Consider the following 20,747-nt stretch of genomic DNA (forward strand, 5'->3'; position numbering starts at 1 on the left):
GGTCCTCCGTGCTGGGTCGTTTCGAGCGTGCGGGTGCATCGGAATCGCCCATGGGGGTGGCCGTGGAGAGAGTCTGCGCGCGGCGACGCCGACTGACACCGCAGCAGTGTTCACCGGGGGTCAGAGGGCGTCAAGGTGATGGACGGCAACGGTGTTCGTGACAACCGTAAGGGCGTTGCCCTGGTATCGCCGCGCATCGGGGCACCACTTGGACACCGGGCAGCCACTGAACAGCCACCTGGTGGCCACCGGGCGGTTGCCGCTCGGGCGCCGCTCAGCGGACCGCGACGACCGACGAACCGTGTCCGAACAGCCCCTGGTTGACGGTGATTCCGGCGCGCGCGCCCGGCACCTGCCGCTCGCCCGCCTGCTCGCGCAGCTGCCAGGTCAGCTCGCACACCTGGGCGATGGCCTGCGCCGGGACCGCCTCCCCGAAGGACGCCAGCCCCCCGCTCGGATTGACCGGAATCCGCCCGCCCGGCGCCGTCGCCCCCTCGCGGAGCAGCTTCGCGCCCTCCCCGGGCGCGCACAGCCCCAAGTCCTCGTACCACTCCAGCTCCAGGGCCGTGGACAGGTCGTACACCTCGGCCAGTGACAGATCCTCCGGTCCGAGACCCGCCTCCTCGTACGCCGCGCGCGCGATGGACGGCCGGAACGGATCGGGCGCGGGGGAGCCCGGCGGGGCGGAGTCGGTGGCGATGTCCGGCAGGTCCAGCGCGGTGCGCGGATGGGTGGGGGAGACCGACGAGACGGCGCGGATGCGGACCGGGCGCGCCATCCCGAGCCGCCGCGCCGTCTCCACGCTGCCGAGCACCAGCGCCGCCGCCCCGTCGGAGGTCGCGCAGATGTCCAGCAGCCGCAGCGGATCGGCGACCACCGGCGACGCGGCGACCTCCTCGGCGGTGACGGTGGAGCGGTAGCGGGCGTACGGATTGGCGGCGCCCGCGGCCGCGTTCTTCACCTTCACCCGCGCGAAGTCCTCGGCCGTGTCGCCGTACAGCGCCATCCGGCGGCGTGCCCAGAGCGCGAAATAGGCGGGGTTGGTGGCGCCCAGCACCCGGAAGCGCAGCCAGTCCGGATCGTCCGGCCGCTCACCGCCCGCGGGGGCGAAGAACCCCTTGGGCGCCGCGTCGGAGCCCACCACCAGCACGGTGTCCGCCATGCCCGACAGGATCTGGGCGCGGGCGGTGTCGATGGCCCGCGCGCCGGACGCGCAGGCCGCGTACACGCTGGTGACACGGGCGCCCTGCCAGCCCAGCGCCTTGGCGAAGGTCGCGCCCGCGACCTGCCCCGGATAGCCGCAGCGCACGGTGTTGGCGCCGACCACGGACTGGATCGCGGACCATTCGAGCCCGGCGTCCGCGAGCGCGGCCCGCGCCGCCTTCGTGCCGTACTCCACGAAGCCGCGGCCCCACTTCCCCCAGGGGTGCATCCCGGCGCCGAGCACCGCCACCTCACGGGTCATGACGCCTCCCCGGGAACGGGCCGCCCGTCGGGAACGGGCCGCCAATGCCAGGTGGTGAGGGTGCGTCCGTCCTCCTCGGCCAGGACCCCCGGCACCACCTCGACCTCCATGCCGATGGCCAGATCGGCCAGGGCCACCCCGGGGGCGCCCTGCCCCAGCACCACCATCCGCTCGGCGGCCAGCTCCACGGCGATCAGTGTGCAGGGCCGCCATGTGCGCTCGGGGTCGGACGGGTAGGGGGCGGGTGGCCGGTAGCGGCCGTCGGTGTAGGACCACACCCGCCCGCGGCGGGACAGCGGAACCTCCGCCAGCTCGGTGCCGGAGCAGCCCGGGGCACGGCAGAAGGCGTCCTCCCGGGGGAAGTACACCGCCCCGCAGTCCCGGCAGCACGTCCCCAGCAGGCGGAACTCCCCGCCCTCGGCGGTGAACCACCCGTCGACCACGGGCACATGTGTGGGGGACACGGTCCCTCCCGATACCTGGTAACTGACGATGCGTCAGAAGTGTGGCACGGGGACCGCGGCGCGCGTAACCCCGGTACAGTGACCGCGGTCACGGGCCGCGATCACGGCCCTGATCAGCCGACGGGCGAGGGGAGCGGTCGATGGCGGAGACGGAGACCAGGACGCGGACCGGGACCACGACGACGCGCACGGCCGTCCGGCTCGATGCCGTCACCAAGGACTTCGGGACGGTGCGCGCGGTGGACGCCGTCGATCTCACCGTCCGCGAGGGCGAGTTCTTCTCGCTGCTCGGCCCCTCCGGCTCGGGGAAGACCACCCTGCTGCGGCTGATCGCGGGGTTCGAACAGCCCACCGCGGGGCGTATCGAACTCGCCGGGGAGGACGTCACCGCGAGGCCTCCCAATCGCCGCGACGCACACACCGTCTTCCAGGACTACGCGCTCTTCCCGCATATGAGCGTCGAGCAGAACGTGGCCTACGCCCTGACCGTGCGCGGCGTCCGCAAGGCCGAGCGGCTCGCCCGCGCACGCGAGGCGCTGACCACCGTACGGCTGGGCGGCTTCGCCGCCCGCCGCCCCGCCGAGCTCTCCGGCGGCCAGCGCCAGCGTGTCGCACTCGCCCGCGCCCTCGTCGACCGGCCCGCCGTGCTGCTGCTCGACGAACCGCTCGGCGCGCTCGACCTGGCGCTGCGGCAGGAGATGCAGACCGAGCTCAAGGAGCTCCAGCGCACCACCGGCATCACCTTCCTCCTGGTCACCCACGACCAGGACGAGGCGCTGACCATGAGCGACCGCATCGCCGTGGTCCGCGACGGCCGCGTCGAGCAGACCGGCCCGCCGGTCGAGGTGTACGAACGCCCCGCCACCGCCTTTGTCGCGGGCTTCGTCGGCACCACCAACCTGCTGCGCGGCGAGGCGGCGGTGCGTGTCGTGGGCCGCCCCGGAACGTACTCCATCCGGCCCGAGCGGATCCTGCTCACGGACCCCGCGGAGCCGCCCGACGAAGCCGCGGCATCCGCTGACGGCCGACGGACCGTCACGGGGCGCATCACCGACATCGTGCACGCCGGGGCGCACACCCGCTTCACCATCGCGCTTCCGCACGGCGACCGGCTCACCGTGCTCCGCCAGAACCTCACCGGACTCCCTCAATCCGCCCGCCAGGACGGCGAGATCGGGCTGTCCTGGGAGGAGAAGGACGCCTTCCCGGTCCCGAGTTGACCTTGTCATTGCCGACGGCACCCTGGCGAGGGCCCACCACCGGCCCGATACTGGCCGGGCCTCAAGTGCCTAGTGGGACGAGGAGGACCGGATGCGGAAACGGAAGACGTCTGCGTGGAGGTCCGCGGCCGCCGTCTGCGCGCTGCTGCTGACCGCGGCCGGGTGCGGCTCGGGCGGCGACGGCGACAAGGGCGGTCACGCACCCGACAAGCTCGGCAAGGGCGAGGGCAAGGTCAACATCATCGCCTGGGCCGGCTACGCCGAGGACGGCTCCAACGACCCCAAGGTGGACTGGGTTCACCCGTTCGAGAAGAAGACCGGCTGCCAGGTGAACACCAAGACGGCCGGCACCTCCGACGAGATGGTCTCGCTGATGAAGACCGGGCAGTACGACACGGTCTCCGCATCCGGCGACGCCACCCTGCGCCTCATCGCCTCCGGCGACGCGGCCCCGGTCAACACCAAGCTGGTCCCCAACTACAAGGACATTTTCCCGGCCCTCAAGAACCAGCCGTTCAACTCCAAGGACGGCCGGATGTACGGCATTCCGCACGGCCGGGGCGCCAACCTCCTCATGTACCGCACCGACAAGGTGAAGCCCGCGCCCGACTCCTGGCGCGCCGTCTTCGACGACTCCGCGCGGTACGGGGGGCACGTCACCGCCTACGACTCGCCCATCTACATCGCCGACGCCGCGCTCTATCTGATGCGCGCCAAGCCCTCGCTCGGCATCAAGAACCCCTACGCGCTCGACCAGAAGCAGCTCGACGCGGCCGTATCCCTGCTGAAGAAGCAGCACAAGGCGGTGGGGGAGTACTGGAGCGACTACCAGAAGGAGATCACCGCCTTCAAGGGCGGCGACAGCGTCATCGGCACCACCTGGCAGGTCATCGCCAACCTCACCAGGGCCGAGAAGACCCCGGTCAAGGCGGTGCTCCCCAAGGAGGGCGCCACCGGCTGGTCCGACACCTGGATGGTGTCCGCCGAGGCCGAGCACCCCAACTGCGCCTACAAGTGGCTCGACTGGATCGTTTCGCCCAAGGTCAACGCCCAGGTCGCGGAGTACTTCGGCGAGGCTCCGTCCAACCGTAAGGCGTGCGCCGAGACCTCCGACCCGAACCACTGCGCGATCTTCCACGCGGACGACGAGAAGTACTTCCAGCGCGTCCACTTCTGGACCACGCCCATCAAGGAGTGCCTCGACGGCCGCAAGGACGCCACCTGCACCGACTACGCCCAGTGGACCCGGGCCTGGACGGAGGTCAAGGGCTGAGATGCCCGCCGCGCCCACCTCAGGCTCGCGGCTGCGCCTCACCGCGCTCCTCGCCCCGCCCCTGCTCTGGCTGACCCTGGCCTATCTGGGCTCGCTCGCCATCCTGCTGCTTTCGGCCTTCTGGGCCACCGACTCCTTCACCTCCGACGTCGTCCACACCTGGAACACCGACAACTTCCATGAGCTGCTGACCACCCCCGTCTACCGCACCATCGCCCTGCGCACCCTGTCCATCGCGGTCGCCGTCACCGTCATCGACGCGCTCCTCGCCCTGCCCATGGCCTTCTGCATGGCGCGGGTCGCGGGGCGGCGGTGGCGGCGGCCGCTGCTGGTCGCCGTGCTCACCCCGCTGTGGGCCGGCTATCTGGTCAAGGCGTACGCCTGGCGGGTCATGCTCGGCGAGGACGGCGTCGTGGGCGCCGCCCTCGCCCCGTTCGGGCTGCACGGGCCCGGCTACGGCACCACCGCCGTCGTCATCGTGCTCGCCTACCTCTGGCTGCCGTACATGATCCTGCCGGTGTACGCGGCCCTCGAACGGCTCCCCGAGCGGATGCTGGAGGCCTCGGCCGACCTCGGCGCCGGGGCCTGGCGGACGCTGCGCTCCGTCGTCCTGCCCGCCGTACGCCCCGCCGTGTTCGCCGGATCCGTCTTCACCTTCTCGCTCAGCCTGGGCGACTACCTCACCGTGCAGATCGTCGGCGGGAAGACCCAGCTGCTGGGCAATGTCATCGCCTCACAGGTCACCCTGGACCTGCCGATGGCCGCCGCGCTCTCCGCCGTACCCGTGGTCCTCATCGTCTGCTACCTGGCCGCCGTACGCCGTGCGGGCGCCCTCGACTCGCTCTAGCCGCTCCATGTGCTCCATGTGCCCCATATGCCCCAGTCGCCCCAGGAGGTGGGCCCATGCGTCTCTCACGCACCGCCCGAGTGGTCCTCGGCTGTGTCACCGCGGCCGGCCTCGCGATCGTCTACGTCCCCCTGCTGCTGGTGCTGCTCAACTCCTTCAACGCCGACCGCTCCTTCGGCTGGCCGCCCAGCGGGCTCACCGGCCGCTGGTGGCGGGCCGCCCTGCACAGCGACGGCGCTCGCGAGGCCCTGCTCACCTCCCTCAAGGCCGGACTCGCCGCCACCGCCATCGCACTGGGCCTGGGCACCCTCGCCGCGTACGCCGTCCACCGCCACCGCTTCTTCGGGCGGCGGACCGTGTCCTTCCTGCTCGTCCTTCCGATCGCGCTGCCCGGCATCGTCAGCGGCATCGCCCTCAACGCCGCCTTCCGCACCGTCCTCGACCCGATCGGCATCGGCTTCGGCCTGTTCACGGTGGTCGTCGGGCACGCCACGTTCTGCGTCGTCATCGTCTTCAACAACATCGGCGCCCGGCTGCGCCGTATCGCGCCCTCCCTGGCCGAGGCATCCGCCGACCTCGGGGCGCGCTCCTGGCAGACCTTCCGGTACGTCACCTTCCCCGCCATGCGCTCTGCCCTCTTCGCGGGCGGGCTGCTGGCCTTCGCGCTCTCCTTCGACGAGATCGTGGTCACGACCTTCACCGCCGGGCCCGGCACCCGCACCCTGCCCATCTGGATCTACGAGAACCTGGCCCGCCCTCACCAGGCCCCCGTCGTCAACGTCGTCGCCGCGCTGCTCATCCTGGTATCCGTGGTGCCCGTGTACATCGCCCAGCGGCTGTCCTCGGACACGGCGGGCGGGCGGCTGTGACGCCCGCTCAGCCGGTCAGCGAGCGGCGCGAGACGGGAAAGTCGAAGTAGGTGTCCGGGAACAGCTCCGGCTTGAAGGTGTAGTGCCACCACTCCTCGGCCAGATTGACGAACCCGAGCTTCTCCAACGTGCCCTTGAGCAGCAGCCGGTTGGCCCGCTGCACCCCCTTGATCCGCGGATCGAGCGTATGCGAGCGCGTGTCGAAGCAGTCGTAACCGGTGCCCATGTCCACCGAGTTGTCCGGGAAGCGGTCCTTCTTGGCGGCGTAGCACGGCACCAGCTTCTCGCCCGGCACATACGGGCGCGTGGGCAGCGCGGGCAGCCGCGCGATCGTCAGATCCACCGTGCTGCCCCGGCTGTGCCCCGACTTCTCGGCGATATAGCCGTCCTCGAACAGCCGCGTCTTGTCGACCTCCGGATAGAACTCGCCCTTCATCCGCTGATCGCCCAGATCCTTGGCCCACTCCACGAAGTCGTTCACCGCGCGCTGCGGCCGATAGCAGTCGTACACCTTCAAGGTGTAGCCGCGCCGGAGCAGTTGACGCTGCGCCCGATGCAGCGCCTCGGCGGCCGGGCGGGTCAGGACGCACATCGGCCGGCGATATCCGTCCACCGGATCTCCGGTGAAGTTGTGCGGCGTGAAGTAGCGGATCTCCTGCCGGATCGTCGGATCGACGTCCCGGAGAGCCACGAACTCCTTCGGAGCCTTGGGCTCCGCCTTCGCCTGCGCCGGGGTGTACGGCGCGACGGCCAGCAGAGCGGCAACGGGCAGAGCGAGCGCACGCAGCGCGACGGCGAGTCTTGGCATGCCCATCACTTATCCCACCCCGAGAAGCGAAAACAAGCCCGCGACCGCGAGCCCGCGTCCGCGGGGGCCTCGGCTTGCCGTGCCGCGACCGGGCGTCGCCCTGACGTCCCGGCACCCTGCCCGTCCGGGCACGGCTTGCCGCCTCCGCCGCGATCTGCTTCCGCCGACGGCCCCTCGCCGAGCCGTCAGGACTCCCGCTGCCGACCATCGCCGCACGGTGGGCCAGGGCGGACAGCTTCGGCCGGGGCCGTTTCCGCCGGGGCGCGCTTCGGTCCTCGCCCGCTTCCGCCGAGGCGTCGGGAGGCGGCATCCGGTGGGCTCGGGGGAGCGGGGCAGTCCGCCCCGCGTGCCGCTCGGGGCGCGGCGGGCCGCGCGTCGCGGTCAGCTCGCCCGGGGGCCGCGGCGGTCCTCGGAGGGCGGGGCCTCGCCTCGTACGCGTATCGGGTAGCCCACCTCGCCGCCGCCCTCGCGCTCGATCGTCACCTCGCCGTCCCGTAGTCGGGTGGTGAAGCGCAGCAGTTCCGGTTTCTCCCAGCCGTCGCCCGTGTCCACGGCCAGCGTGCCCGTGCCCGCGCCCTTGCGGCCCTGGCACGGGGTCCACACCTCCAGCTCCACCCCGCCGCCGGGTGCCGCCACCGGCACCACCGAACCGGCCCGGGCCAGGACCGGGATGCCCGACAGGGGAGCGTCCAGCACCACCTGCCCGGGGCCGTGGTACGCCCGGCCGGTCACCGTGTCGTACCAGCGGCCGCGCGGCAGCCGGACCGGGCGGCGGCGGGCGCCCTCCTCCAGCACCGGCGCCACCAGCAGCGCGTCCCCCAGCAGAAAGGCGTCCTCGCAGTCGCGCAGCGCCCGGTCCTTGGGCGTCCGCCACCACACGGGCCGCACATACGGGGCGCCGGTGCGCGCGGCCAGCTGTGCCAGCGTGGTGAAGTACGGCAGCAGCCGCTGCCGCTCGCGCAGCGCCGCCGCCGCGTGCTCCAGCACCCGTGAGCCGAACTCCCACGGCTCCCGCCGCCCCGCCGAGATCGCCGAATGGGTGCGGAACAGCGGCAGATACGCGCCCAGCTGGAACCACCGCAGATACAGCTCCGGCGAGGGAGAACCGGTGAAGCCACCGATGTCGGGCCCCGAATACGGCACCCCGGACAGGCCCAGCCCGATCACCAGCGACAGCGACGCCCGCAGCCCCGCCCAGCCCGTGGCCACATCGCCGGACCAGCTGCCCCCGTACCGCTGGAGCCCCGCCCACCCCGAGCGGGAGAAGAGAAACGGCCGCTCGTCGGGGCGCAGCTCGCACAGTCCCTCGTAGCCCGCCCGCGCCATCGCCAGCGCGTAGACGTTGTGCGCCTCGCGGTGGTCGCCGCCCCGGCCCTCGAGGGCGTGCCGGGCCGAGCGCGGCAGCGTGGTCTCGCCGAAGGCGGCGAACGACACCGGCTCGTTCATGTCGTGCCACACCCCGGAGAAGCCCTGTGCCAGCCGCTCCGCGTACAGCCCGCCCCACCACTTGCGCACCCGGGGATCGGTGAAGTCGGGGAACGCCGACTCGCCCGCCCACACCACTCCGCGCACCTCACGCCCCCGGGCGTCGCGGACGAAGACGTCGTCCGCCGCCCCGCTCTCGTACACCGCGTTGCCCGGCTCCGCCCTCACCGCGGGGTCGACGATCGACACCAGCCGCACCCCGTCCTCGAGCAGCTCGGCGGCGAGCCCCGGGAGATCGGGGAAGCGCGCGCCGTCCACCGTGAACACCCGGTGGCCGATGAGGTGGTCGATGTCCAGATGCAGCGCGGACAGCGGCAGATCCCGCTCCCGGTAGCCCGCCACCACCCGCCGGACCTCCTCCGCGTCGCGGAACCCCCAGCGCGCGTGGTGATGGCCGAGTGCCCACCGCGGCGGCACCGCCGGGGCACCGGTCAGCGCCGTCCAGCCGTGCAGCACCCGCGCCGGAGTGGTGCCCACGATCACCCAGTAGCGCAGCGGGCCGCCCTCCATCCGCGTCCGGCAGCGGCCGGGCCGGTCATGGCCGGAGCCCGCGCCCTCCTCGCCCTCCCGCAGGGTGACCGTGCCGTCCCAGGAGTTGTCGTGGAACACCAGATGGGTGCCCGCGTCGGCCACCACCAGCTGCACCGGCATGGTCAGATACAGCGGATCGTCCCCCGGCTCGAAGCTGCCGCCGGGATCGGTGTTCCACAGCCGGTACACCCCGTCCCGCAGCCGGGGCCCGGAGGCCCGCCCGCCGAGCCCGAAGAAGCGCGCGTCCGCGGCCACTTCGGACAGCTGGAGCCAGCGGGCACCCTCCCCGCCCAGCCCCGGCCCGAACCCTGGGTCCACGGGCCCGGGCGCCGCCCCCGGCGCGGCGGATCCCGTCCCCGCCTCCGGCTCCGCGAGCCGTGGCGCGGCGGATCCCGTCTCCAGCCCCGGCCCCGCCTCGGCGAGTCTCGCCCCCGGCCCCGGCTCGGCGACCCCTATCCCCGGCCCCGGCTCGGCGACCCCTGTCCCCGGTCCCGGCGCGGCGGATCCCGCCCCCGGCCGCGGCGCGGCGGATCCCGCCCCGAGTCCTGACCCCGCCACCGCTTCCATGGGCCCCCGCGCCCCGGCAGGCTCCCACCACCGCGGCGGCAGATCCCGCCGCAGCACCACCCCGCCCGGGGTCCGCACCTCCACCGTCCCGGTCCGCCCCACCATCACCGTGACCCGCTCGGACACCACCCGCCAGCCGCCACCGGTGTCCGGCTCCAGCTCCGCCCGCTCGTCCGCCTCCGGGCAGGGCCCGTCCAGCGCGTACGACGGCTCCGGCTCGGCCCCGTCCCAGCCGCAGAACACCGCGCCGCCCGTGGTCACCCGCACCCGCAACGAGGACCGCGCGAACCGCACCACCCCGCCCCCCGGCTCCGGATCGGCCCCCTGCACCGCACCCGGCACCCGGGCCAGCTCGGTGCCCCGGCGGGGCAGCGCGGCCGCGTCGGAACGCCGACGCCGCCACGCCGAGCGCAGTGACCGCAGCCCCTGCGCGGTGCAGAGCACCCTCACCGACCGCACCAGCTTCTCCGACCGCACCAGGCCACGCGCATCCATACTGATCAGCCTGCCATTGCCGACGCCCGGCAGGGACATGGTTCAACTGCCGTTCACCTGTGGTCCTCGCACATGATCCCGCCCTGTGATGTGGAGTGGCGCCCCTGGTGCGGGAGTCGATCACATGGCATCGTCCTGACCGGACGCATACGAGGCGGATGTGCGACCCACGGACACCCACGGACACATCCGACGCGGACAGCCGGGAGCCGAAACCCATGACCACCGCAGCCCACTCCGACCACCGGCCGCACCCCCTGTGGCAGCCCGGCGCGGACCGGATCGCCCGGTCCCGGCTGACCGCCTTCCACGCCTGGGCGGCCGAGCGTCACGGCGCCCCCGCGCCCGGCCTCGACGACCCGACCGCGAGCTACGCCGCGCTGCACCGCTGGTCGGTGGCGGAGCTGGAGACCTTCTGGCGGGCGGTCGCCGAATGGTTCGAGGTGCGCTTCGCCACCCCGTACGAGCGGGTGCTCGCCGACGCCACCATGCCCGGCGCCCAGTGGTTCCCCGGAGCCACCCTCAACTACGCCGAGCACGCCCTGCGCGCCGCCGAGGACCCCGCCCGCGCCGACGACCCCGCGCTGCTCCACGTCGACGAGGTCCACGACCCGCGCCCGGTCAGCTGGGCCGAGCTGCGCGGCCAGGTCGGCGCGGTCGCCGCCGAGCTGCGCCGCCTCGGCGTCCGCCCGGGCGACCGGGTCAGCGGCTATGTCCCGAACATCCCTCAGGCCACCGTGGCCCTCCTGGCCGCCGCCGCGGTCGGCGCCGTATGGACCTCCTGTGCCCCCGACTTCGGCGCCCGCAGCGTCCTGGACCGCTTCCAGCAGGTCGAACCGGTGGTCCTCTTCACCGTCGACGGCTACCACTACGGCGGAAAGACCCACGACCGCACCGCCACCGTGACCGAGCTGCGCGCCGAGCTGCCCAGCCTGCGCGCCGTCGTCCACATCCCGCTGCTGGGCACCCCCGCCCCCGAGTCCACGCTGGTGTGGGACGACATCGTCCGCGAACCGGCGGAACCGGTCTTCGAACAACTCCCCTTCGACCACCCCCTGTGGGTGCTCTACTCCTCCGGCACCACCGGCCTGCCCAAGGCGATCGTCCAGTCCCAGGGCGGCATCCTGCTCGAACACCTCAAGCAGCTCGGCCTCCACTGCGACCTCGGCCCCGACGACCGGTTCTTCTGGTACACCTCCACCGGCTGGATGATGTGGAACTTCCTGGTGTCCGGGCTGCTGGTGGGCGCCACCGTCGTCCTCTACGACGGCAGCCCCGGCTACCCGGACACCGCCGCCCAGTGGCGCGTCGCCGAACGCACCGGCACCACGCTCTACGGCACCTCCGCCGCGTACGTCATGGCCTGCCGCAAGGCCGATGTCCACCCGGGCCGCGACTTCGACCTCTCCGCCGTGAAATGCGTCGCCACCACCGGCTCCCCCCTGCCGCCCGACGGCTTCCGGTGGATCCACGACGAGGTGGCCGAGGACATGTGGATCGCCTCCGTCAGCGGCGGTACCGACGTGTGCAGCTGCTTCGCGGGCGCCGTGCCCACCCTCCCCGTCTACATCGGCGAACTCCAGGCCCCCGGCCTGGGCACCGACCTTCAGGCGTGGGACCCGCAGGGCGAACCGGTGGTCGACGAGGTCGGCGAGCTGATCGTGGCCCGCCCCATGCCGTCGATGCCCGTCCGCTTCTGGAACGACCCCGACGGCATCCGCTACCGCGACAGCTACTTCGAGATGTTCCCCGGCGCCTGGCGCCACGGCGACTGGATCACCCTGACCTCCCGGGGCACCGTGATCATCCACGGCCGCTCCGACTCCACCCTCAACCGCCAGGGCGTCCGAATGGGCTCCGCCGACATCTACGAGGCCGTCGAACGCCTCCCCGAGATCCGTGAATCCCTCGTCATCGGCGTCGAACAACCCGACGGCGGCTACTGGATGCCCCTCTTCGTCCACCTGGCCCCCGGCGCCACCCTGAACGAAGAACTCCTGACCCGCATCAAAACCACCATCCGCACCCAACTCTCCCCCCGCCACGTCCCCGACGAAGTCATCGAGGTCCCCGGCGTTCCCCACACCCTCACCGGCAAACGCATCGAGGTCCCGGTCAAGCGCCTCCTCCAGGGCACCTCCCTGGACAAGGCGGTCAACCTGGGTTCGGTGGACGATGTGGAACTGCTCCGGTACTACGAGCGCCTGGCCCAGGGGAGGGGCGGGGCAGGAGCCTGAGGAGCCCGGGGGCGGAGCTGGACCCTCCGGCCCCCTGCCGCACACCCAGCCCCTCCGGCTTTGAGGGGGTCGTTGGGTGGGGCCGCACACCGAGGCCCTCTGGCGTTTGAGGGGGTCCCTGGGTGGGGCCGCACACCCAGCCCCTCCGGCGTTTGAGGAGCGGGGTCCAGGGGCGGAGCCCCGGCGGGGGTGCGGGGGCGGAGCCCCCGGAACGGGGTCTGGGGCGGAGCCCCGGCGGGGGCCGGGGCTCCGCCCCGGTTCGGGAAGGGGCGGGGTGGGGAAGAAGCCCCGCCTACCCCCCATACGTCGCCTGCGCCTCCCCCAACACCCCCGCCAAATCCCCCGCCAACACCCCAGCATCCGCCTCCCCCAACCCCGCCGTCGTAATCCGCACCCCCGCCCCGCCAGCCAGCCGAAACCTCGCACCGGCCGCCACCCACCACCCCCGCGTCCGCAACCCGTTGACCACCGCCGCCTCGTCCCGCACGGGCACCCACACATTCATCCCGCTCGCTCCGTGCGCGGCGATCCCCCGGGCCGCGAGCGCGGCCAGCAGGGCCTCACGCCGCCGGGCGTAGGCGGACCGGGCCGCGGCCACCAGGGTCTGGGTCTCCGGGTCGGTCATCAGCCGGGCGACCGTCTCCTGCAGCACATGGCTGACCCAGCCGGAGGTCAGCAGCATCCGGCCGTCATGGCGCGCCAGCGTCGTACGGTCGCAGGCGAGCGCGCCCCACCGCAGGTCGGTCCCCAGGTGCTTGGAGACGGTGCGCACATGCGCCCACCGCGCCGGACCACCCGCACCACCACCCCCACCGCCAGCATCGTCACCCGCATCACCCGCACCGCCACCCCCACCGCCCGCACCGCCACCCCCACCACTCCCAGCGAGGCTGTACAACGGCACCCCCGCGACATCCGCCGCATGGTCATCCTCGATCACCAGCATCTCACCCGGCGCCTCAGCCAAGACCCCCAGCAGCGCATCCCGCCGACCCGCCGAGAACCAGCCGCCGTAAGGGTTCTGCCCACGCGGGCTGCAGATCAGCGCACGCGCCCCGGCCCGCAGCGCAGCCCGCAGCGCGTCCGGCCGGATCCCCTCGTCGTCCACGGCCACCGGCACGCTCCGCAACCCCAGCGCCGGGACGAGGTCCAGCAGATGGTGGTAGCCGGGGTCCTCCATCGCCACCGCGTCACCCGGCCTGAGCTCGACCGACAGCAGCCGGGCCACGCAGTCCAGCGCGCCATGGGCGAAGGTCAGGTGCTCGGCGGGCACGCCGTCGCGCTCGTACCAGGCGCGGGTCAGCTCCTCCAGAACGGCCAGCCGGGGCTGGGCGCGGTGCGACCGCACTCCGGGGGAGAGCCGGGCGGTCGGCAGCAGAGCGGGCAGGAAGGCCGGATCGGGGTGACCGCTCGCCAGATCGCGCACCCCCTCCGGCACCGGCGGCGGGCGGCGCGAGGCGACGGCGGGCGTCGACGCGACCACCGTGCCGCCCCGCCCCTGGGTCACCACGATCCCGCGCCGCCGCAGCTCCTTGTAGGCGGTCGCGACGGTGCCGGGACTCACGCCCAGCCGCTCCGCCAGCCGGCGCACCGGAGGCAGCGCGATACCGGGCGCCAACGCCCCCTCCACCACGCCCTGTTCGACGGATGCGGCAATCCCCTTGGCCGACTCACCGGTGATCTCATATTGTGTCGCCACAGAAAATACTCTGTATCAATACAAAAGAGAATGTCAAGGGGGACCAGGGTGGGCAAGCCAACGCGCCGCACCGCGCTCAGCGACCGCGTCCCGGGCGGCCGGGACGGCCGACGCATGCTGATCGTCACCTTCGTCGACCGGATCGGTTCGGGCCTGTGGGGCGCGACCGCGACGCTCTACTTCACCTTCGCCGCCGGGCTCAGCACCGCCGAAATCGGCGTTCTGCTCGCCGTATCCGGAGCGATCGGGATCGCGGGCCCGCCCCTCGGCGGCCTCCTTGCCGACCGCGTCCGGCTGCGCCCGCTCCTGATCACCGTCCAACTGGTGCGCGCCGCCGCCTCATCGGCCCTCCTCACCACGACCGACCTGCGGCTGCTGCTCGCCATCGCCTCGGTGGGCAGCCTCGGCGACCGCGGGGCCGCCGTCCTGACGAAGCTGTACGCGACCCGGGTCGCGGGCCCCGAGCGCGTCCGTTACCAGGCCATCAGCCGCACCGCCATGAACGTCGGCTGGGCCGTCGGCGGCCTCGCGGCGGCCGCGGCACTCAGCGGCGGCACGGTGACCGTCTACCGCTGGCTGCTGATCGGCGACGCGCTCTCCTTCGTCGCCGCCGCGCTGTTCACGCTCGGCTGTGCCGAACCGCCCTCGGCCTCCCGAATCGCGGCGAAATGCGCATCCGTATCCGCTCCCGCGGAACCCCGCGAATCAAACCCCGCGGAACCCGCATCCGCATCCGCAGAACCCGCACCCGCGTCAGGGAAGACCACCGCCCCCAACCCCTGGCGCGACCGCCGCTATCTCGCCTACACCGCCAGCGAGGCCGTCCTCTTCCTCGATGACTCGGTCTTCAGGGTCGGCCTGCCGCTGTGGGCCGTGACGGCCACCAGCACACCGCATCAACTCGTCCCCCTGCTCCTCGTCCTCAACAACGTGCTCGTGGTGCTCTTCCAGGTCCCGTTCGCCCGCTTCGGCGCCACCCCGCACACCGCCCGCACCTCGTTGTGGCCGCTGGCCGGTGCCTTCCTCGTCGGCGGGGCCGCGCTGGCCGCCTCGACCGTCGGCGCGCCCTGGTTCGCGGCCGTCACGCTGGTGCTGGCCGCCACCGCCTTCACCGTGGCGGAGATGCTGCACGCCACGATCTCCTGGGAGCTGTCCGTGGTCCTCGCCCCGCCCACCGCACAGGGCGCCTACCTCGGCGTGCACGGCCTGGCCCAGGCCGTGCAGCGCAGCGCGGGCCCCCTCGCGGTGACGGCGGCGATCGCGGCGGGCCCCCTCGGCTGGCTCGGCCTCGGCGCAGGGCTCGCCGCGATCTGCGGCGTCCAGCGCCACCTGGTACGGGACCGCGGTGACGGAGCGTTGTCAGTGGTCCCGGTTACGGTGAGTGAGCACTGAACATCCGCGCTGAGGGGGAGTCATGGCGCACACCGGACGCAGGAGCCACCGGAACCGCCCGGGCGAGCACAGGAAGCCGAAGACACAGAAGCCGGGCACCCGGCAGCGTACGAGGAGGCAGACCACCCGGCGCGCCCTCCGCAGAGAGGTGCCCAGCACCGTGGCCCTGCTCGCCGACGAGCGGGACTTCGCCGCCATGCGGCACTACGCGTCGTTCGCCTTCGACGACCACGGAGCGTATCTACGGGAGATGGAGGGGCTGCTGAAGGCGCTCGCGGCCAAGGGCGTCCACACCACCGTCGCCCTCTTCGATCCCGTCGCCTACGAGGAGTTCTGCGCGGACACCCGGCTCGACCCGGACACCGCCGCGAGCCGCACGCGCTATACGGCGGAGCTGGCCGTCGCGGGCGGCACCGTCACGTACGAGGGCCAGCCGATCGCCCGCCTGGTGCCGCGGCTCATCGGCGTGGCCGAGGAGCAGGCCACCTGGGAGTACGCCACGGCGCTGCTCTCCCGCGCCGGCCATCACGGGGAGTGCCGAGACGACACCACCGCCCGCACCGCGTTCGACCGCGCCGGGGCCGCGCTGCGCGCTGTCGTCGAGGCGGTCGGGCCGGGCGTCCACCATCTGGTCTGCAGCGTTCCGGCGGACGGCACTTCACTGGTCGCCGTGCTCCACGCCGATACGCGGGAAGCGGGCCCCCCGAAGCTGGCCGAGCCCTCGGGCCTGGTCTTCCGCACCGTCCTGGCCTGCGGTTTCGCCCTGCGCAGCCCCGGCGGCCTGGTGCTGCGCACCATCGTGGCGGACTCCCCGGAGACGGTCCGCGGCTGGGCGCTGCAGGACGGCTGGCTGCGCCCGCTGAGCGAGGCGGAGGTGTTCACGGCGTACTGCACCGACGCCGAGACCGGTGAACCCATCCCTCCGGAGCACGGCGTCGAATACCGGGCCGGCATCCCGGTCAGCCGCCCGGAATGACCGAAGGCGTCCCGCCACCCGGCGGGACGCCTTCATCGACAGCCCAAAGCCCAAAGCCCAAAGCCCCAAGCCCAAAGCTCACATCTCACAGCTCACCGGCTCATTCGCCGGACAGCACCGCCTGAGCCGCCCGGCGGGCATCCTCCGCGGTATCCGCCGCGCGCGCAGCGGAGGCCGCCCGCTCGCACTGCGCCAGCGTGTGCTTGGCCAGCGTCGCGCGCACATACGGAATGGAGGCCGCACCCATGGAGAGGCTGGTGACACCCAGACCGGCCAGCACACACGCCAGCAGGGGATCGGAGGCGGCCTCACCGCAGACACCACAGCTCTTGCCCTCGGCCTGCGCGGCCTCCGCCGACGCCGCCACCAGGTCGAGCAGCGCGGGCTGCCACGGGTCCTGGAGCCGCGACACGGCACCGACCTGACGGTCGGCCGCGAAGGTGTACTGCGCCAGGTCGTTGGTGCCCAGCGAGAGGAACTCGACCTCCTGGAGGATCGAGCGCGCCCGCAGCGCGGCGGACGGAATCTCCACCATCGCGCCGAACTTGGCCCGCAGCCCCGCTTCGCGGCACGCGTCGGCGAACGCCTTGGCGTCCAGCCGGTCGGCCACCATCGGGGCCATCACCTCGAGATAGACCGGCAGCCCCTCCGACGCCTTGGCCAGCGCCGTGAGCTGCGTCCGGAGCACCTCGGGGTGGTCCAGCAGGGTGCGCAGACCGCGCACGCCCAGCGCCGGGTTGGGCTCATCGGCCGGGGTGAGGAAGTCCAGCGGCTTGTCCGCGCCCGCGTCCAGGACCCGGACCACGACCCGGCCCTCGGGGAACGCCTCCAGCACCTGCCGGTACGCCACGACCTGCTTCTCCTCCGACGGCGCCTGAGTGCTGTCGTCGAGGAAGAGGAACTCGGTGCGGAACAGCCCCACACCCTCGGCGCCCGCTTCCACCGCCGCCGGTACATCGGCCGGTCCGCCGACGTTCGCCAGCAGCGGCACCTTGTGCCCGTCCGACGTCGCACCCGGACCGGAGGAGGCGGCCAGCGCGGCCCGGCGCTCCTCGGCGGCGCGCGTCAGCTCGGCCCGCTTCTCCTCGCTCGGGGACACGAAGATCTCACCCGTGCTGCCGTCGACGGCGATCAGGGTTCCCTCGACCAGATCCCCGGCACCGGGCAGCGCGACCACGGCCGGCACCCCCAGGGCACGGGCGAGGATCGCGCTGTGGCTGGTCGGCCCGCCCTCCTCGGTCACGAACCCCAGTACCAGCGTCGGGTCGAGCAGCGCGGTGTCGGCGGGGGCGAGGTCCCGCGCGATCAGCACATACGGCTCATCGCTGTCCGGCACACCCGGCATCGGCACACCGAGCAGCCGCGCCACGATCCGGTTCCGCACATCGTCGAGGTCGGCCACCCGGCCCGCCAGGTAGTCACCGGCCCCCGCCAGCAGCGCCCGGTAGGCGGCGAAGGCGTCGTACACCGCGCGCTCGGCGGTGCTGCCCACGGCGATCCGCCGCTCGACATCCGCGATCAGCTCCGGGTCCTGCGCCATCATGGCCTGCGCCTCGAGCACGGCCTGGGCCTCGCCGCCCGCCAGATTGCCGCGCGCGACCAGGTCGGCCGCCACGGCCTCCACCGCCTGACGCGCCCGCCCCTGCTCACGCGGCGCCTCATCGGCCGGAATCTGCTTGGCCGGCGGCTCCAGGACCGCCGTCCCCATATGGCGCACCTCGCCGATGGCCACCCCGTGGCTCACGCCGACGCCTCGCAGCGTTGTCTCCATGTCACCCGTCCCCGGTCGATACGGCGGAACCCCGCCATGGTGGATGTCGTACCCGCAGTGCGCCGCCCGGCCCGGTCCCCATCGGCCGCCGGGCGTACGCCCGGCTCACCAGTTGAAGAGTGTGTCGCCCGTCTTCACATCGACGTCGTCCTTGACGTCGGACAGGTCATCGGCCGTGGCCTCGAGTGCCACGATCGGGCAGATCGGCGACTTGCCCGCGGCCACGGCGGTGGCCGGGTCCCAGCGCACGATCGCGTCACCGCGCTTGACGGTGTCCCCCTTGTTGATGAGGACCTCGAAGCCCTCACCGTTCAGCTGCACGGTGTCGATGCCGAGGTGGGTGAGCACACCGTGCCCCTCCCCGTCCACGACGACGAACGCGTGCGGGTGGAGGGAGACGACGATGCCGTCGACCGGAGCCACGGCCACGAAGGGCTCAAGGATTGGGTCGATCGCCGTACCCGGACCGACCATGGCGCCGGAGAACACCGGATCGGGTACCGCTTCGAGTCCGATCACGCGGCCGGCGACCGGTGAGGTCACGCTGGTCATGGGAGCCTCCCGGGGGGTGAAGATTCATCACGCGCCGTCACCACCTGTCCCGGACAGCGCACTGCCCAGAAGAGTAAGTCATAGGAACTACGGATTCCGCACACGTGGCGCAGGCAGGAGAGGGTGCCCGGGCCGGGAATCGATTTGCCACGGCCGCGCGGGGCGCTGTACTGTCGTATCCCTGCCCACCGGATGAAGCACTGCGAACATCTGCGTGTACATCCAGGTTCAGGGCGGCGCCATCAGCTACTTGATCCAAATCTCGGATCCGTTTTCGCGTGCCTTGCGAGAGACACGGGTGCGGAGGGACCGGAAATAGTCTGATAGCGTGTGAAACACCGAAGGGAAGCGCCCGGAGAAACCGGTGAAATGGTTTCGAAGGAAGCGTCCGTTCCTTGAGAACTCAACAGCGTGCTAAAAGTCAACGCCAGATATGTTGATACCCCGTCCATTTTGGACGAGGTTCCTTTGAAGAAAAAACACAGCGAGGACGCTGTGAACCATCGGACTATTCCTCCGGTGGTTCCGCTCTCGTGATGTGTTGCCGGGATAGCCCGGAAGCATTCACGGAGAGTTTGATCCTGGCTCAGGACGAACGCTGGCGGCGTGCTTAACACATGCAAGTCGAACGATGAACCGGTTTCGGCCGGGGATTAGTGGCGAACGGGTGAGTAACACGTGGGCAATCTGCCCTGCACTCTGGGACAAGCCCTGGAAACGGGGTCTAATACCGGATATGACTGCCGACCGCATGGTCTGGTGGTGGAAAGCTCCGGCGGTGCAGGATGAGCCCGCGGCCTATCAGCTTGTTGGTGGGGTGATGGCCTACCAAGGCGACGACGGGTAGCCGGCCTGAGAGGGCGACCGGCCACACTGGGACTGAGACACGGCCCAGACTCCTACGGGAGGCAGCAGTGGGGAATATTGCACAATGGGCGCAAGCCTGATGCAGCGACGCCGCGTGAGGGATGACGGCCTTCGGGTTGTAAACCTCTTTCAGCAGGGAAGAAGCGCAAGTGACGGTACCTGCAGAAGAAGCGCCGGCTAACTACGTGCCAGCAGCCGCGGTAATACGTAGGGCGCAAGCGTTGTCCGGAATTATTGGGCGTAAAGAGCTCGTAGGCGGCTTGTCGCGTCGGATGTGAAAGCCCGGGGCTTAACCCCGGGTCTGCATTCGATACGGGCAGGCTAGAGTTCGGTAGGGGAGATCGGAATTCCTGGTGTAGCGGTGAAATGCGCAGATATCAGGAGGAACACCGGTGGCGAAGGCGGATCTCTGGGCCGATACTGACGCTGAGGAGCGAAAGCGTGGGGAGCGAACAGGATTAGATACCCTGGTAGTCCACGCCGTAAACGTTGGGAACTAGGTGTGGGCGACATTCCACGTTGTCCGTGCCGCAGCTAACGCATTAAGTTCCCCGCCTGGGGAGTACGGCCGCAAGGCTAAAACTCAAAGGAATTGACGGGGGCCCGCACAAGCGGCGGAGCATGTGGCTTAATTCGACGCAACGCGAAGAACCTTACCAAGGCTTGACATACGCCGGAAAACCCTGGAGACAGGGTCCCCCTTGTGGTCGGTGTACAGGTGGTGCATGGCTGTCGTCAGCTCGTGTCGTGAGATGTTGGGTTAAGTCCCGCAACGAGCGCAACCCTTGTTCTGTGTTGCCAGCATGCCTTTCGGGGTGATGGGGACTCACAGGAGACTGCCGGGGTCAACTCGGAGGAAGGTGGGGACGACGTCAAGTCATCATGCCCCTTATGTCTTGGGCTGCACACGTGCTACAATGGCCGGTACAATGAGCTGCGAAGCCGTGAGGTGGAGCGAATCTCAAAAAGCCGGTCTCAGTTCGGATTGGGGTCTGCAACTCGACCCCATGAAGTCGGAGTCGCTAGTAATCGCAGATCAGCATTGCTGCGGTGAATACGTTCCCGGGCCTTGTACACACCGCCCGTCACGTCACGAAAGTCGGTAACACCCGAAGCCGGTGGCCCAACCCTTGTGGAGGGAGCCGTCGAAGGTGGGACTGGCGATTGGGACGAAGTCGTAACAAGGTAGCCGTACCGGAAGGTGCGGCTGGATCACCTCCTTTCTAAGG

Annotated in this window: 14 protein-coding genes and 1 rRNA gene; 8 read left to right on the forward strand and 7 right to left on the reverse strand. The window is 71.5% G+C overall.

Features of this window, described 5'->3' with window-relative positions; all coding sequences use genetic code 11:
* Positions 1 to 274: 274 nt before the first annotated feature.
* The gene (locus ACMTAK_RS45510; protein WP_413811578.1) at positions 275 to 1,465 is read right to left on the reverse strand and encodes a lipid-transfer protein; all 1,191 of its coding nucleotides are present in this window, start codon (positions 1,463 to 1,465) and stop codon (positions 275 to 277) included.
* The gene (locus ACMTAK_RS45515; protein ID WP_413811579.1) at positions 1,462 to 1,929 is read right to left on the reverse strand and encodes a Zn-ribbon domain-containing OB-fold protein; all 468 of its coding nucleotides are present in this window, start codon (positions 1,927 to 1,929) and stop codon (positions 1,462 to 1,464) included. Before ACMTAK_RS45515 ends, ACMTAK_RS45510 begins: the two co-directional genes overlap by 4 nt.
* Before the next feature lie 140 nt (positions 1,930 to 2,069).
* Here ACMTAK_RS45515 and ACMTAK_RS45520 point away from each other — a divergent pair, with 140 nt between their 5' ends.
* The 4 genes from ACMTAK_RS45520 to ACMTAK_RS45535 all read left to right on the forward strand — a co-directional run bounded on the left by ACMTAK_RS45520 (position 2,070) and on the right by ACMTAK_RS45535 (position 6,138).
* Complete coding sequence (locus ACMTAK_RS45520; RefSeq protein ID WP_413811580.1) at positions 2,070 to 3,149, forward strand: ABC transporter ATP-binding protein; 1,080 nt, start codon at positions 2,070 to 2,072, stop codon at positions 3,147 to 3,149.
* Positions 3,150 to 3,240: 91 nt separating this feature from the next.
* Positions 3,241 to 4,422, forward strand: coding sequence for an ABC transporter substrate-binding protein (locus ACMTAK_RS45525; RefSeq protein WP_413811581.1), 1,182 nt, complete (start codon positions 3,241 to 3,243; stop codon positions 4,420 to 4,422).
* Between the two features lies 1 nt (position 4,423).
* Positions 4,424 to 5,269 carry an ABC transporter permease gene (locus ACMTAK_RS45530; protein WP_413797755.1) on the forward strand — a complete coding sequence of 282 codons (846 nt, stop codon included), beginning with the start codon at positions 4,424 to 4,426 and terminating at the stop codon, positions 5,267 to 5,269.
* Positions 5,270 to 5,325: 56 nt separating this feature from the next.
* On the forward strand, positions 5,326 to 6,138 hold the full coding sequence (locus tag ACMTAK_RS45535) for an ABC transporter permease (RefSeq protein ID WP_198275397.1): 813 nt from the start codon (positions 5,326 to 5,328) through the stop codon (positions 6,136 to 6,138).
* Positions 6,139 to 6,145: 7 nt separating this feature from the next.
* Here the strand turns inward: ACMTAK_RS45535 and ACMTAK_RS45540 are convergent, their stop codons facing one another.
* Together ACMTAK_RS45540 and ACMTAK_RS45545 are read right to left on the reverse strand one after the other, a co-directional pair.
* Positions 6,146 to 6,946, reverse strand: a complete 801-nt coding sequence (locus ACMTAK_RS45540) for a M15 family metallopeptidase (RefSeq protein ID WP_413813196.1) — start codon at positions 6,944 to 6,946, stop codon at positions 6,146 to 6,148.
* Positions 6,947 to 7,327: 381 nt separating this feature from the next.
* Positions 7,328 to 10,024, reverse strand: a complete 2,697-nt coding sequence (locus tag ACMTAK_RS45545; protein ID WP_413811582.1) for a TIM-barrel domain-containing protein — start codon at positions 10,022 to 10,024, stop codon at positions 7,328 to 7,330.
* A 218-nt stretch (positions 10,025 to 10,242) separates the two neighbouring features.
* Between ACMTAK_RS45545 and ACMTAK_RS45550 the strand changes: the two genes are divergently transcribed.
* Positions 10,243 to 12,261 carry an acetoacetate--CoA ligase gene (locus ACMTAK_RS45550; protein ID WP_413811583.1) on the forward strand — a complete coding sequence of 673 codons (2,019 nt, stop codon included), beginning with the start codon at positions 10,243 to 10,245 and terminating at the stop codon, positions 12,259 to 12,261.
* Positions 12,262 to 12,553: 292 nt separating this feature from the next.
* Here ACMTAK_RS45550 and ACMTAK_RS45555 read toward each other — a convergent pair whose 3' ends face one another.
* On the reverse strand, positions 12,554 to 13,960 hold the full coding sequence (locus ACMTAK_RS45555) for an aminotransferase class I/II-fold pyridoxal phosphate-dependent enzyme (RefSeq protein WP_413811584.1): 1,407 nt from the start codon (positions 13,958 to 13,960) through the stop codon (positions 12,554 to 12,556).
* A gap of 48 nt (positions 13,961 to 14,008) precedes the next feature.
* On the opposite strand from ACMTAK_RS45555, the gene ACMTAK_RS45560 reads away from it, so the two are divergent.
* Positions 14,009 to 15,352 (forward strand): MFS transporter, encoded by a 1,344-nt coding sequence (locus ACMTAK_RS45560; protein WP_413811585.1) that lies wholly within the window; start codon positions 14,009 to 14,011, stop codon positions 15,350 to 15,352.
* A gap of 22 nt (positions 15,353 to 15,374) precedes the next feature.
* Complete coding sequence (locus ACMTAK_RS45565) at positions 15,375 to 16,328, forward strand: hypothetical protein (RefSeq protein ID WP_413811586.1); 954 nt, start codon at positions 15,375 to 15,377, stop codon at positions 16,326 to 16,328.
* Between the two features lie 100 nt (positions 16,329 to 16,428).
* Here the strand turns inward: ACMTAK_RS45565 and ptsP are convergent, their stop codons facing one another.
* Both ptsP and ACMTAK_RS45575 read right to left on the reverse strand, forming a co-directional pair.
* The gene (gene ptsP, locus ACMTAK_RS45570) at positions 16,429 to 18,099 is read right to left on the reverse strand and encodes a phosphoenolpyruvate--protein phosphotransferase (protein ID WP_413811587.1); all 1,671 of its coding nucleotides are present in this window, start codon (positions 18,097 to 18,099) and stop codon (positions 16,429 to 16,431) included.
* Between the two features lie 105 nt (positions 18,100 to 18,204).
* On the reverse strand, positions 18,205 to 18,651 hold the full coding sequence (locus ACMTAK_RS45575; protein ID WP_413811588.1) for a PTS sugar transporter subunit IIA: 447 nt from the start codon (positions 18,649 to 18,651) through the stop codon (positions 18,205 to 18,207).
* 563 nt (positions 18,652 to 19,214) lie between these two features.
* On the opposite strand from ACMTAK_RS45575, the gene ACMTAK_RS45580 reads away from it, so the two are divergent.
* Positions 19,215 to 20,741 (forward strand): 16S ribosomal RNA (locus ACMTAK_RS45580).
* Positions 20,742 to 20,747 lie beyond the last annotated feature (6 nt).

Source organism: Streptomyces lacaronensis (assembly GCF_047337785.1).
In the GTDB taxonomy this organism is placed as follows: domain Bacteria; phylum Actinomycetota; class Actinomycetes; order Streptomycetales; family Streptomycetaceae; genus Streptomyces; species Streptomyces lycopersici.